The organism is Acinetobacter sp. 40AMC3-4 (genome assembly GCF_049898185.1).
GTDB lineage: Bacteria > Pseudomonadota > Gammaproteobacteria > Pseudomonadales > Moraxellaceae > Acinetobacter.
Map to the genome: position 1 here is coordinate 244,563 of NZ_JAFCXG010000002.1, position 14,431 is coordinate 258,993.

Consider the following 14,431-nt stretch of genomic DNA (forward strand, 5'->3'; position numbering starts at 1 on the left):
CGAGTTATGCAAATACGTTCTATCTCAAGATAATTCTTTATTATTCTTATAATTTACAAGGAATATTTTTGATTTCAAATCTTTTTAGATGTTTTTTGTAGCTTATCCGGCACAGCCTATTTTGAAGCAACTGCACCGAAACCAGCGTATATCTTTGAATAAAAAATATAACTTATATTCAGCAAGTTAAATCATTTTAATCACGTGTTTTTACATCAAACAGTTCAATTTCAAAAATCAGGTTGGAATTGGCTGGAATGACTTTACCCATTTTACGTTCGCCATAGGCCAAATGTGCAGGCACCATCAGTTTACGCTTACCGCCAACTTTCATTCCCAGAATCCCCTGATCCCAACCTTTAATCACACGACCGGTACCAATGACAGTTTCAAAATAATTACCACGGTCAATAGAAGAATCAAACTTGGTTCCATCTTCCAGCCAGCCAGTATAGTGCGTGGTAATTAAGGCACCTTTTACCGCTTCTTTACCTTCGCCTACTTTTAAATCAATAATTTCAAGTTCGTTGATCATGGTTATTTACCTGAGAGGGGCATAAAATTCAAAGCTCAGTATAAACCGGATTGCTCTGTTTTTTTAAGTCTGGGCCATTGATGGGTTAAAAGCTGAGTTCCTGAATATTCTTGTCATTGAGTAAATGCTGGGTTAATTCTTGATGATTCTTGGCCGATCCCATCAGAATCCAGCGTCCGACAATCTGTTGATCAATTTTTTTTTGTGAGGAATGCACCACTTTTAACTGATAACGTTTAAATAACATTTCGTAGTGATCGGAATCATTCTGATCGAATGGGCAGACGATTTCATAGCTGCGTTCCTGATTCAGAGATTCAATGCCGCGCTGGACATACATCAATAGAACCAGCACCGCCATGACAATAAAAGTAGCCCAAATACTTAAGAGTTCATAGCCTGCACCGACCGCCATGCCGAGTGCTGCCGTCATCCAGATCGTGGTTGCGGTGGTAATTCCAGAAATACGGTTATCATCTTTCAGGATAACACCGGCACCCAGAAAACCCAGTCCAGTCAAGACATTAGCGGCCAGCCGGTCAGGATTGGCCACGCCTATTTTCAGAGAGATAATGGTAAATAAACAGGAACTCAGACTGACCATAATCATGGTACGCAGTCCGGCAGATTTACTATGATACTCACGCTCTGCACCAATAATTGCGCCGATCGCGACAGCCAGCAGTAAATCATAAAGTTCATGGTACATGGTGCAGCCCTGCGTATTCTTATCCCTCAGATATACGCAATTTGAGCTACAGGATACAAGTCCAGACTTGCATCCTTATTTGGCCTTATTGTAACTGTTCCCACTCCACCAGCACCTGGCCCTGATCACCGATCAAGGTCCATTCACCATCCATCACATTGAGCTGTAACTGCATGGTGCGTTCGCATAATTGTGGCAATGCGTCGGTGGTTGCGGTAGATAACTTCCACACTTCCACATTTTTTAAGGTTTTTAATTTGCTGCTGCGCTTATACCATTCATCCACCGCAGAACCATAGGTGACAACTGCGACCTGCTTGCAACGCGCACTGGCCTTTTTGACTTTATCTTCATCCGGGCTACCGACTTCAATCCATTTGACCAGTTGACCGGTCAGATCTTTTTCCCAGAGTGCCGGTTCATCGGTTTCAAACAGATCCTTGGTAAATTCCAGTGCTTCATCGGCATAGCGTGCATAGGCCAGAATACGCACCATCAAGCGTTCAATGGTTTCTGAAGGATGCAGCGCCATCGTCAGCTGATAGTCTGCATAACGATGCGTATCCATATCCGCAATATTCAAATCAACCTTATAAATCGTCGCTTTTAACGCCATCACATAATCCTCAAATTTGGCGCCTAGCATATAAGATTTAGCGCTATTTTGCTGAACAGATTTAGGCCAATAATTCATTCAGCGCACTAGAAACAGTACCGTTATTTTTCTGGATCGATACGACATTGCATCAGGGCAGTTTCAAATGCCAGCCAATCGCGTGACTGTTGATAAATCACTTCCACCCGGTTATCAATGCCTTCATCTGCCGACTGATAATTAAACTGCTCCGGATTAAAATTAAAGCTTTTCCAGCCTTGGTCGGTATGAAAAATTCCCTTTATTCTGAGCCAGTCTTTTTGTTCACAGAGCAGATCCAGCAGATCATAAAAATTAAATTGCCAGCGTTTTGGCAATTTCCAGCCAGCGACCTGGTAACCCTGCGCGCTTTCTACATAATGATAAGGCATCTGCTGAATCACTACGGGCGTATCCGCTGAACGGGGGGTCTGTTGCTGTTTTAACAAAGGCTGAATCTGACGGGCAGAACCCCGATATTCCTGCTTGATCTGTTCAATATCGAGTTGTCCATGCTCGGTGAACAGCCACTGTTGGGCATAAGGTTGATATTCTGCCTGAAGCTGCGTGAGCGCTGCGTGATCTGCGGCTGTCATCAAGTCAGTATGTGAAATCACCACAATATGCGCTGCCTTGAGCTGGTCTGCATACAGGTTTTGCTGGGTCCAGTCCCGGTCATGCAAACGCGACCCATCCACCACGGTGACTAAAGCCTGCATGTTCAAATGGCTATGCCAGTGCGGTTCGGTCAGCTGTTCCAGTAATTGTCCCGGGTGCCCCAGCCCGGTAGGTTCGATAAACAGGCGATCCGGTTTCACTTCTGACAGCAGGCGCGACAAGGCGATCTGCATCGGCAATTGACTACTGCAACATAGACAACCACCCAACAGCTCTTTGACCGCATAACCCTGATCTTGTGGCAATAACTGCTGGTCTACGCCAATCTGGCCAAATTCATTCATCAGCACCGCCCAGATTTCCTGTTCCGGTTTTTGCTGCAGTAAATGTTTGAGTAGTGTGGTTTTACCTGCACCCAAAAATCCGGAAATGATATGGACAGGAATAGCCTGCGACGCTGACAGAATTTTCAAAATCGACTCTCAAGAGATTGAATAGAAATAGCAATACTCTGCATTATAAAGCACAGTGTGACTTTAAAATGCGTGTTCTTCGCAAACACGGCGTGAAAATCACAGAGATAAAAATTAATGGAATGATCCCAAATTACCAATTTTCTATGTTAACTTTTATTTCAAATTGGATTCTTGAAATATTCACACACACTTTCATTAAATAAAACTCCGCATAATTAACAGAAATAAAACAACTTTCTCAGTTTTGTATCTGCTGGGTTATTCCCTGCGTGTCGCTTTTGTTAATTGATTTGCTCAGTAAAATTTCAGTGCTTAGGATGGGCATCTGTCGAATTGATGTGATGGTCAGCTCGGCAGATTACATGACATGAATAAAAGGATGCCAAAAATGAAATATGCACAAATCTTACTTGCCACTACGCTTACTGCTGCTGCAGCCACCAGTTTTGCTGATAGTAAAACTACAGATGCGAAAACCACCACTGCAGAAGAAAAAGTGATTGTGACTACCCAGGAATTACCTGAATCGAATGCTCCTGTTGCAGGCGCATCTGCAGAGCAGCCTGCTGCCTCTGAAGCTGCTGCGGAAACTACGACACCTGCAAAACCTGCTGCACGTTAAGTGATTGAACAACTCGTTTAATCCTTCAATGAAGATATCAGGGACAGTAATTCTCCAGTAGGCTTTGTCCTATACTGCCCCCGATATTATTCTATGCTGAATCATGCTTGATGCTGGTTCAGCATTTTTATTGCATAAAATCTATTTATCACCATACTCAAAACTGATCATAGAATTAATACAGGCTATCAAATTTTTATTATTTTTATAATTAAAATCAATTATTTATTTAAAAACCACCTATTTCAATCCAATATTATCCATATACTTAAGCTACTATCGCCTAACTTGTTTCTGGCTTCTAACTGTCCCTTAATAGCATCAAATGCAAGTCGATTGAGTGGACATTCGCTATGAGCAATACTAATTACACTACTGAAGTGGCAATCCTTGGCGCCGGCCCTGTAGGCTTAACCATTGCCAACTATCTAAGCAAGCAAGGCGTAGCTGTCACGATTGTCGAGCAACTGGATAGTTTGATTGATTATCCACGTGCGATTGGAATCGATGATGAATCCTTACGTACCATTCAATCTTTGGGTTTAGTCGATCAAGTCTTACCGCATACCACTCCGAATCATGCGATGCGCTTCTTGACGCCTAAAGGTCGCTGTTTTGCAGATATTCAGCCTTTAACACGTGAGTTTGGTTTCTCGCGCCGTAATGCCTTTATTCAGCCACAAGTCGATAACGTTCTGCTGCAAGGCTTAAAGCAATATAAAAACACCCAAGTGCTATTTTCTCGTCAATTGACCCAGTTTAGTCAAGATGCTGACGGCGTAACACTCAATCTGCAAAATAAAGAGGGCGATGCAGAAACCATCCGCGCTCAATATCTGATTGCCTGTGATGGCGGTAATTCTTATGTGCGCCGCAACCTGGGCATTGCCTTTGAAGGTGAAACCGCACCGAATCAATGGATCGTGATCGATCTTGAAAACGACCCGCTTGCTACACCGCATATCTACCTATGTTGTGATCCGGTACGTCCTTATGTATCGGCCGCCTTGCCACATGGTATCCGCCGTTTTGAATTTATGGTCATGCCGGGTGAAACGCAGGAAGAACTGAGCAAACCGGAAAATATTGCCAAACTTCTTTCTAAGGTTTTACCAAGCACGGATGGTATCGAAGTGATCCGTCAGCGTGTCTATACTCATAATGCCCGTATTGCGGACAAGTTCCGTGTCGACCGTATTTTGCTTGCCGGTGACGCTGCGCACATCATGCCGGTATGGCAAGGTCAGGGTTATAACAGCGGTATGCGTGATGCCTTTAACCTGGCCTGGAAAATGGCACTGGTTATTCAAGGTAAAGCTGGCCCAGCACTTTTAGATTCTTATCAGATCGAACGTAAAGACCATGCCAAGGCGATGATTGATCTGTCGGTGATGGCAGGTCATGTACTGGCACCACCGAAAAAATGGCAAGGTTTTGTTCGTGATGGTATTGCCTATGCCCTGAACTACATCAAGCCGATCAAACAGTATCTGCTGGAAATGCGCTTTAAACCAATGCCGAAATATCATGACGGTGCACTTTTGAGTAATGGAGCCAAGAACTCTCCGGTCGGCAAGATGTTTATCCAGCCTCAAGTTCAACTGGCTTCGGGTGAAACCGTGTTACTGGATGAAGTGATCGGCAATGATTTTGCGATTATTGCCTGGGGTGTTGATCCGAAATGGGGTCTCAGCCCGGAGACGTTGCAACAGTGGAAATCGCTCGGTGTGAAATTCATTCAGGTAATTCCGGCGGTGCAATTGCAAAATAGCCAGCGCAAAGAGTATGAAGATGTTATTACCATTGGTGATATCGGCACAGATATCCGCTCGTGGTTTGGTAACACGTCTGATTCAGTTGTAATCTTGCGTCCTGACCGTTTCGTGGCTGCGCTGGCCATTCCTCAATCGATGGAAAGCACCAGCCAGCAACTGTTTAAAAAGCTTTACCTGAAATAATATTGGTCACCTTTCACCACGCTTCGGCGTGGTTTTTTTATTATTTTTAGATATCCCGGACAATATATAGACCGAGGAATTAGACTCGGTATTCCTGAAACCACGGAATATCTTTCAAGGAATCACGGCGAGCCATCTGCTGCAGGAAGGGCCTGAACTTATCAAATTTCGGTAAAATTTTCGCAGAGATCGCAAAGATCAAACAGTAAGCCACATAGAGATCCGCCGCCGAGACTTTTTCACCCAACAGATAAGGACTGGCCTGCCCGATACCCTGTTTCAGAAAATCAAATACGGCTGCTTCATTCCCAAAACTTAAACTTCTTCGGTTCTTTTCAATATTTTCTGGCGGTACCTGCAAATTTTTTATATCGATATATTCGGTGAAGGGCCCATGACAGAAAAATATCCATTTCAAATACGCTCCACGCTTCGGATCATCCAAAGTAGGTGCCAATCCTTTGTCACGATATTTATCTGCCAGATAGATAAAAATGGCGGCCATTTCTGAAATGACGACCTCCTGATCTACCAGACAGGGAACTTTTCCCATCGGATTGATCTGTGTATACGCCTGCTGATGCATATGCTCATAGGCAACTTCTATCTGCTTAATCTGGTCTTCAATCTGCAATTCTTTCAGCAAAGGCAATAAGGTCAGGCCACGTGATTGCGGATTGTTATAGAGCTTCATCATCCTGCTTCAACCAGTTTTTTATTATTAGATGTTCAGTATAAAGCGATTTAGTCTCCCCATTTAAAAGGATGTGCTACAGATCATTTCTGTCGCACGGCTTTTTAGATGGGCAGATTGAAGGTTTAAATATTAAAAAAGATCCACACAAAACTTTTCTTTTAATACTTTCAAAATCAGATCAATCACCACATGTTTTTGATCCTTGCGATAATTGGCATACAGTCCAATCATCGGTAAGGGTTCTAGGGTCTTTTTCACCACAATATTATCGCCGAGCAATGGAATCACATAGGCTGGCACCAGACTCCAGCCCACGCCCATTCCCACCAGATTGACATTGAGCAGAATATTGGTGGAATACTGCACCACATTCACTTTTAATTTGGACTGTTTAAAAAAATCCTGAATCAGCTTATGCAGTTGCGGTGAGGACTGCTCACCACTAATCACAAAGTCCTGATTTTCAAAACTCTTGATACTGACATAGGACAAGGCCGCAGCCGGGGAATCTCTCGGCACAATCAGGGTTAAAGGCTCATCAAAAATGCGAATCGAATCAAATTCACTCAACTGCCCCGGATAACGGGTAAAGGCAATGTCAATCTGTCCATTTCTTAAGGCACTAAACTGTTCTGCATCGGTCAGACTGTGAAACTGAGCTTTCAGTTCAGGAAAATGCGCGCGGATATTCAGCATGATATAAGGAAAGACTTTCATTTCCGCGACCGGGACAAAACCGATATTCAGCTGGTCCTGCTGTGCATTGGCGATCTGTCTGGCAGTCTGAATGGCGCGCTCTGCATGCTCAAGACTCAATAAAGCTTCTTTTAAAAATGCCTGACCGGCTTCAGTGAGCCCGACCTTACGGTTATTCCGCTCCAGCAACTGTACGCCAACCTCACGTTCCAGATCCTTGATTTGCTGGCTCAGTGATGGCTGTACCGTATTTAATTTTTCCGCGGCACGGGTAAAGTTCAGTTCCTGCGCCACTGTAACGAAATAACGTAAATGTCTTAATTCCATTTTATAACTCCAAACTTGCCGGGCGCTTATTTTTGCTTTTTGGCAACATACTGACGATAAACCAATATCGTCACAATGACGAGTACAGCACTCAAAACATAGGTGGTTTCAAAGCCCCAATAGGCAATCAATACTCCCATTGCCACGGAACCGATCGCTAAACCCAGATCAAACAGGGTAAAGAAGGTTGAAATCGCATGTCCCATACGCTGTTTGTCGACCGACTGAATGGCCAAGGTCTGCAAACATGGGAACATTGAACCATAACCGATGCCAATAAACACCGCTGACAACCATAATATCCATTGATTGGAAATCAGGCTGACAATCACCAGACCAATGGCAAAGAAAATAAAGGAAGGATAAATAACCGCACTGGGTCCCTTACGGTCATAAATCTTTCCAATCCAAGGTCTGACCAGCAACATGGACGCTGCAAAGACAATAAAGAATACGCTGGTATAGGCTAAAAGCTGCTTGGTTTCACTAAATGCAATAATAAAACTCATGATGCCCGAGTAGGCAAAAGCGGTTAGTAAAGCCACAAAACTTACCGCCAGAACTTTGACTTCCAGAATATCCTGCAAGCTCAAGCTAGTTTTTTCTGTGCTTATAGCTTCAGGTTTTGGTAACTCTGTGATTTTGAGCATCCAACAGAAAATGAGCCCCAAAGAAATGATAACAGCAAGAATGCCAAATAAGACTTTGAAGCTGGTGAACTGAATTACGGTCAATGCCAGCAAGGGCCCAAAAACCACACCCAGATTGGTCGACATGACAAAATAACCCATGCCCTCGCCTTTGCGCTGTTCAGGAATAAATTCATTGGCGACAGGTACTGCCACCGTGGTCAAAATACTGAACCAGATGCCATGTAAAAAACGCACCAGCAACAGCGACCACATGCTATCCACCAGCAAATAACTAAAGGCAAATAAGGCAAAAATCACACCTGCGCCGCGCATCGAGATTTTCTTGCCGAGCTTTTCGATGATCATGCCGGAAAATGGCCGAATCGCAATCGAAGAGGCCAAAAATAGCGTCAGCGCCAACCCAGCTTCTTTTACCGAACCGCCCAGATCTTTCATGATGTAAATCGGCAAGATGGTCAGTAAGGCAAAGTAATAAACGAACAGGAAAAAATTATTGAATAAGCACAAGATAAATGAGCGATTCCATAACCGCTCAGCGCTAACTGACATAATCACCAACTTTTAAAATTTGTAGGGAAATAGCACAAACTCAGGCTTGAATAGCGACAGGATACAAGGCCAACTCGACCAGATTCTGGATATAGTGTTCATCTGGAATCCGGTTGAAAAAAATGATCTGGTAATGAATCGGGCCGTATAAGGTATCCAGCATCAAATCAAAAGGATAATCCGCGCGGATTTCTCCCCGTTCAATCGCTTGCTGAATCAGTTGATGAGTCTGTTGCCGACGTGGCAAGAGATATTGCTGAAAGAACTCACCTGCCAGTTCACGGTGATTGGCAATCACCACCAGCAAAGCCCGCCCCACCGGATGATTCAGTGCCTGAGATAAAGAACCAAGTTGTTGAATAAGATTACTTTTCAGGCTTTTAGAGGCATCCAGCTCAAATACCGAAGCTGTATGCTGTTTGAAAGTGTCCAGCACCAGTTCCGATTTATGTTTCCACCATCGATAAATCGTGGACTTGCCTACGCCGGCACGTGCCGCTACATCTTCAATCGTCAGCTGATGATATTCACATTCTGCCAGCGCATCTGCGACCGCCTGTAAAATGCACTGCTGTCGTCGGGAACTTTTTTCGTCACTGCTCATATTTTTCTACTTAACTTTTAAGATCTAAAAATCGAAACGATACGTATCGTTTTATATTAGGGTAAAAAATAACAAAGCTCCAGTGAAAAACTGAAATTGATGCAAAAAAAAGACCTTCATATGAAGGTCTTTTCTCAATCACGATTTAAATTAACTCTGTGCAGTCTTTTTATAAATGCTGCATGAAGGATGATGATTTTCTTGCAAACGCGCGACTTTACGCTGTTCTGCTGCTTCAAAACGGCAACGTTTCCAGTCATTGTCCAGGTTCAAAGCTGGAATCTGTTTTGGTTTACCATTTTCATCCACCGCAACCATGGTGAAATAGCAGCTATTGGTATGACGTACCGTTCTCTTTTGAATATTCTGAGCTTCTACACGAATCCCGATTTCCATCGAGGTACGGCCAACATGATTCACACTGGCCAGAAATGTAACCAATTCACCGACGTGAATTGGCTCTTTAAAATTCACCTTGTCTACAGATAAGGTCACGACATAACTACCCGAATAGCGACTTGCACATGCATACGCCACCTGATCCAATAATTTCAGAATGGTTCCACCATGAACATTTCCTGAAAAATTTGCCATATCTGGCGTCATGAGAACTGACATCGTTAACTCTGACTGGTCATCCGACACTGCTGCAATTTGATCTAAAGGGGCCATCGTTTTCTTTGAACTCTTTGAATGACAAGGTTATCGTTTATTATTATAGCGTTTTTAGCATGAATAAAATGTTCAATTCGGCAAATGAAGCATCACAATTATTGATATAGAAAATGTATTCATACAGAAAAAAATATATTTAATTGCTTAAAATCTCAGTTAGAAAGTTAAGTGCCAATAAATCAACACTTATTTATCTGGGGCTAATCACACAGCAACTGAGAATTTTTCACTGTTTTAAGCTTTGAACAAAAATAATTCAGGAAAATAGAAAGACTCTGCGTGATTTAAAGCATCACTGGCCTGAGCATTTCCTGTGCCACGTTCTGATAACTTAAAATTTGTTGACCATCCAAGGTCGTTTCAACGGTAAAAGAACCATCCTGATGGCGTGCGGTCACTGTAAAAATATAGTGTTCGAATTGTGCCAGTTTGACCTGCTGTCCAATTTTAATATGCATCATGCTATCTACATCTGTGCAGTGATCTTTTCAAACTGCATTCTGGCATGAACACGGATGCTTTTGAATATTTGATCAACTTAAGTATACGTATAATAATATTAAAATTTTAATTTAGGACGAATAAGGCTTATTATTTAAAACAATATACTTATAATTCAATTTGTTATGTTTAAAATTAATTTTATCTTTTGAGATAATTCCGACTGACTGATACACATAGGCAATCATCTTATCTTTTATAACAATCAGTTAAGCGTTACAGCCGATGATCTTTCATTCTCTTGATTGGATATCCCTATACCGCGGTTGTGCGATATAGGGATAAACAGAAATTTCAAAAAAAAGATTTATTGAGCTTGATGTTCATGTACCACAAACTGTGGAATCCGATGTCCTTGAGCATAATCATGTTTTTGGTAGGCTTGTGAAATTTCCATCAACTTTAACTGGGTCGCCTCGGCACCGGCCTGCATGGTGAGTTCCCTGCCACGGACATCAAAGATATGGCCTTTTTCGCGTAAATCCGGCTGAATCACCACATCTGCATGCTTTAATTCTTCATGCGCCAGATGTTGCTGCATAATATTGATATTCTGGTTAAACAGTCCCCAGACATTGCTGGTTTCCGTGTGAATGGGTTGTGCCAGAATATCTACCGCAATCACAATGTCGGCTCCCAACTCACGTGCCACATCGACCGGCACCGGACTGACTAGACCACCATCTACATATTCTTTACCTTGAATGATGGTCGGAATGAACATACTCGGAATCGAGACTGAAGCACGTACCGCCTGTCCGGTATTGCCATAGTTAAAGACGACTTTCTTGCCTTCTTTCAGCGCGGTTGCTACCACAAACATCGGGATTTTCATGGCTTCAAGCGGGGTTTGATCGACTTGCAAGTTGACATAGTCCTCAACTTTCTTGCCATCAAAAAAACCTTTTCTGGCCAGCTTGATATCACGGACATCATTCGGTCGCATGTTGAGGGCAATATTACGCAGTTCAATCGCCGGTTTGCCACTTGCATAAATGGATCCCACAATACTGCCCGCACTGGTTCCGACAATAAAATCTGGTTGAATACCCGCCTGTTCCAGTACTTCCAACGCACCAATATGCGCATAGCCACGCGCACCGCCACTGCCCAGAACTAAAGCAACTACCGGACGTTGCTGGGTTTGCTTGATCTTTTGAAAATCAATTTGATTCGGACGTGCCTGAGCTTCTCCGCGTTGTGCAGCAGGTTGTAGATGACTAGTCGCCGCTTGGGCTGTCATTGGGGTCGTTTGGCAAGCACTTAGGCCAAATGTACCCAGTATCACCATACTCAACACATATTTCTGCATGCAGAGAATGTCCTCATTAATCTAAAGCAGCATAGTGTATAAACACATGCATAAATAGTCTGTAGAATTTCGTAAAACTGTCATACAGTTCAGCTACTTTATCTTCATTTTTCCCATAACTGTATGCCTTCAATCTCACTGTACCGGATTTTCCTGATTTTCCTGCAACTGGGCTGCATTTCATTTGGTGGTCCAGCGGCGCATCTGGTGTTTTTTCACCGAAAATTTGTGACCCAACTGCAATGGTTGAATGACACCCAGTACAGTCAACTGGTCGCTTTGGCGCAACTTTTACCCGGGCCGAGCAGCAGTCAGGTGGGGCTGTCGATCGGTTATCTGCAACGGGGCTATACTGGTGCCGTGATCGCATGGTTGGGTTTTACCCTGCCCTCAATGATTCTGATGACCTTGGTGGCGTTATTGGGTCAAAGCTATTTTCATATTTTAAACTCAAACAGCTTTCATACCATCCAGTTAATTGTATTTTCTGTAATCGCCTGGGCATTCTGGCAAATGCTGAGAAGCTTCTGTAAAACGGTTTGGCAATACGCTGTCTTAATCCTCTCTGTCGCATTACTGATAGTCGTTTCAGTAAGTTTTAACCAGATTCTGGTGATTATACTGGGCGCAATCTGTGGACTCTTGGCTGGATATTTTTCCCAATCAGATTCGAAACCCAAAGAAATTAACAAAACGGCAATCAGCTCGCCTTATATTCGATCTGCCGCTGCACCTTATTGGTTACTGGCATTTATCCTGCCATTTTTGCTGCTGCCCTTAGCTGGAAAATTATGGGGTGAATCGGAGCTGCAATTTTTTTCCAATTTTTATCAGACTGGCTCGCTGGTGTTTGGTGGCGGTCATGTGATTTTGCCTTTGTTACATCAGGACTTTGTCACGACTGGTTTAGTGAGTGCACAATCTTTTGATCTTGGCTATGCATTTGCCCAGCTTATGCCGGGGCCTTTATTCAGTTTTGCCAGTTATATTGGTGCTTTGCAGCCTTGGACGCCCTATGTCTGGCTGAATGCAGTACTAGCGACCTGCGCAATCTTTTTACCTTCATTTTTCCTGATTTTTGCCACCTTGCCCTACTGGTCATGGTTGATGCAGCAGCGCCATATTCATCAGGCGGTGATGGGCATCAATGCTGCGGTGGTGGGGCTATTGCTGTATTTATTGCTGGATCTTTCACAACGTTATTTTAGTTATGGCTCCGACCTGGTCTTTGTCGCAGTGATGATTGCCCTGCTACGCTCAAAATTACCAGTCTGGTTCAGCCTGATTTTGGGCTTCGTGCTTTATCAAAGTTATTTAAATTTCTTTTAAATAACTTTGGCACAAAAAAGCCCCGAATGATCGGGGCTTTTTGCTTCAAGTCTTACCAGATATCTGATTTGACCTTGTCTTTAAATTTAGGATGGTTATCCAGTTTAAATTCAGGTTCTTTCACGCCGCGCTTCAGCTGACCGGTATAATCTTTGAGTAGCATCAGCAGGAATGGCATCAGCAACAGGATCGCAATCAGGTTGATACTTGCCATGACACCCATGAACAGATCCGCCATATTCCAGATCAGTGGCACGCTGGCGATGGAACCGAAATACACCATCACCAATACAAATAAGCGGAAAATCAACATCACCCGGCTATTGTTATTGATGAACTGGACGTTTCCTTCGGCATAGGCATAGTTACCAATAATCGAAGAATAGGCAAACAGGAACAGAATCAAAGCCAGGAAGTCATCACCCCAAGCCCCAATTTGGCTTTCAAGCGCCATCTGGGTCAAGGTCACGCCTTCAAAGCCTGCATTTTCATACAGACCTGAAACCAGAATAATAATCGCGGTACATGAACACACCACGAAGGTATCTACAAATACTCCGAGCATCTGTACCAGCCCCTGATTGACCGGATGTTTGACATCGGAAGCTGCAGCAGCATTCGGTGCCGAACCCATCCCTGCCTCGTTAGAGAACAGACCACGCTTGATGCCCATCATCATCGCCATAGAAACCATGGCACCAAAGAAACCACCAGCGGCGGCTTCAAACTCAAAGGCTTTACTGAAAATGAGCTGGAAGATGGATGGGAGCAGATCGTAATTGATGACTGCAATATACAAAGCCACCGCCAGATAAAGCACAGCCATAAACGGTACAAAGCTTTCCGCGACTTTTGCAATCCGTTTAATTCCGCCAAAAATGATCACCGCAGTCATCAAGACCAGAAACAATCCAACCCAGGAAATTTCCAGATTCAGGCCGCCTAATGGCAGAATCAGGTTCGCCTGATCCCAGCCCCAGGCATGAGAGGTTGCTCCGGTAATGGCATTGGCCTGAACTGCATTGAAGACAAAACCATAAGTCGTGATCAATGCAATCGCAAAGACAATCCCGAGCCATTTCTGTTTCAGGCCTTGTGTAATGTAATAAGCTGGTCCACCACGGAATTGCTGGTTTTTGTTATCTCGCACCTTGAACAACTGTGCCAAAGAAGATTCAACAAAAGCAGAACTCATGCCCAAAAAGGCAGTAAACCACATCCAGAACACGGCACCGGGGCCACCAATTGCAATCGCAATGGCGACACCCGCGACATTGCCCACACCGACCCGGCTTGCCAGTCCAGTGACAAAGGCCTGAAACGGGGTAATGCCGTGCGTATCCTGAACCTTGCCACGGCTATTTTTCATGACTTTCATGCTGTGCCAGAACAAACGAATTTGTACTGCACCGGTCATGATCGTGTAGAAAATACCGACTGCGACCAGAAACACCACCAGAAAATCCCATAAAGGGCCATTCAGGGCATTAATCCAGCCGAGTAAGGTTTCATTTAACTGATCATTCATGTCACATC

General features: G+C 43.7%; 15 protein-coding genes. 3 read left to right on the plus strand and 12 right to left on the minus strand.

Annotated elements, in window-relative coordinates; genetic code table 11:
- Positions 1-196: 196 nt before the first annotated feature.
- From ACP7BU_RS03890 to ACP7BU_RS03905, 4 genes are all read right to left on the minus strand, one after another.
- Positions 197-535: an FKBP-type peptidyl-prolyl cis-trans isomerase gene (locus ACP7BU_RS03890; protein WP_004280661.1), complete on the minus strand. Its 339-nt coding sequence runs from the start codon at positions 533-535 to the stop codon at positions 197-199.
- A gap of 85 nt (positions 536-620) precedes the next feature.
- The gene (locus tag ACP7BU_RS03895) at positions 621-1,244 is read right to left on the minus strand and encodes an MgtC/SapB family protein (protein ID WP_409666464.1); all 624 of its coding nucleotides are present in this window, start codon (positions 1,242-1,244) and stop codon (positions 621-623) included.
- Positions 1,245-1,329: 85 nt separating this feature from the next.
- Entirely contained in the window at positions 1,330-1,860 is a 531-nt protein-coding gene (locus ACP7BU_RS03900) for a YaeQ family protein (protein WP_026056583.1), read from the minus strand.
- Positions 1,861-1,961: 101 nt separating this feature from the next.
- Positions 1,962-2,969 carry a CobW family GTP-binding protein gene (locus tag ACP7BU_RS03905; RefSeq protein WP_425878755.1) on the minus strand — a complete coding sequence of 336 codons (1,008 nt, stop codon included), beginning with the start codon at positions 2,967-2,969 and terminating at the stop codon, positions 1,962-1,964.
- A gap of 391 nt (positions 2,970-3,360) precedes the next feature.
- Between ACP7BU_RS03905 and ACP7BU_RS03910 the strand changes: the two genes are divergently transcribed.
- Both ACP7BU_RS03910 and ACP7BU_RS03915 read left to right on the plus strand, forming a co-directional pair.
- Entirely contained in the window at positions 3,361-3,594 is a 234-nt protein-coding gene (locus ACP7BU_RS03910; protein WP_004645811.1) for a hypothetical protein, read from the plus strand.
- A gap of 353 nt (positions 3,595-3,947) precedes the next feature.
- Positions 3,948-5,552, plus strand: coding sequence for a bifunctional 3-(3-hydroxy-phenyl)propionate/3-hydroxycinnamic acid hydroxylase (locus tag ACP7BU_RS03915; RefSeq protein ID WP_425878753.1), 1,605 nt, complete (start codon positions 3,948-3,950; stop codon positions 5,550-5,552).
- Between the two features lie 79 nt (positions 5,553-5,631).
- Here ACP7BU_RS03915 and ACP7BU_RS03920 read toward each other — a convergent pair whose 3' ends face one another.
- The 7 genes from ACP7BU_RS03920 to ACP7BU_RS03950 form a co-directional block, all read right to left on the minus strand.
- Positions 5,632-6,246 carry a glutathione S-transferase family protein gene (locus ACP7BU_RS03920; RefSeq protein WP_425878962.1) on the minus strand — a complete coding sequence of 205 codons (615 nt, stop codon included), beginning with the start codon at positions 6,244-6,246 and terminating at the stop codon, positions 5,632-5,634.
- A gap of 132 nt (positions 6,247-6,378) precedes the next feature.
- Positions 6,379-7,272: a LysR substrate-binding domain-containing protein gene (locus ACP7BU_RS03925; protein WP_425878751.1), complete on the minus strand. Its 894-nt coding sequence runs from the start codon at positions 7,270-7,272 to the stop codon at positions 6,379-6,381.
- A 26-nt stretch (positions 7,273-7,298) separates the two neighbouring features.
- A complete protein-coding gene (locus tag ACP7BU_RS03930) occupies positions 7,299-8,474 on the minus strand; it encodes an MFS transporter (protein ID WP_425878749.1) in 1,176 nt (391 codons plus the stop codon).
- A gap of 40 nt (positions 8,475-8,514) precedes the next feature.
- Entirely contained in the window at positions 8,515-9,078 is a 564-nt protein-coding gene (locus ACP7BU_RS03935) for a TetR/AcrR family transcriptional regulator (RefSeq protein ID WP_253174384.1), read from the minus strand.
- A gap of 150 nt (positions 9,079-9,228) precedes the next feature.
- Positions 9,229-9,750 carry an acyl-CoA thioesterase gene (locus ACP7BU_RS03940; protein ID WP_004280680.1) on the minus strand — a complete coding sequence of 174 codons (522 nt, stop codon included), beginning with the start codon at positions 9,748-9,750 and terminating at the stop codon, positions 9,229-9,231.
- A 287-nt stretch (positions 9,751-10,037) separates the two neighbouring features.
- The gene (locus ACP7BU_RS03945; RefSeq protein WP_167333208.1) at positions 10,038-10,214 is read right to left on the minus strand and encodes a hypothetical protein; all 177 of its coding nucleotides are present in this window, start codon (positions 10,212-10,214) and stop codon (positions 10,038-10,040) included.
- A 347-nt stretch (positions 10,215-10,561) separates the two neighbouring features.
- A complete protein-coding gene (locus ACP7BU_RS03950) occupies positions 10,562-11,566 on the minus strand; it encodes a patatin-like phospholipase family protein (RefSeq protein WP_425878746.1) in 1,005 nt (334 codons plus the stop codon).
- 123 nt (positions 11,567-11,689) lie between these two features.
- Between ACP7BU_RS03950 and chrA the strand changes: the two genes are divergently transcribed.
- Positions 11,690-12,895 (plus strand): chromate efflux transporter, encoded by a 1,206-nt coding sequence (gene chrA / locus ACP7BU_RS03955; protein WP_396468985.1) that lies wholly within the window; start codon positions 11,690-11,692, stop codon positions 12,893-12,895.
- Between the two features lie 52 nt (positions 12,896-12,947).
- Here chrA and ACP7BU_RS03960 read toward each other — a convergent pair whose 3' ends face one another.
- Positions 12,948-14,423, minus strand: a complete 1,476-nt coding sequence (locus ACP7BU_RS03960) for an alanine/glycine:cation symporter family protein (protein ID WP_004731963.1) — start codon at positions 14,421-14,423, stop codon at positions 12,948-12,950.
- Positions 14,424-14,431: the final 8 nt, after the last annotated feature.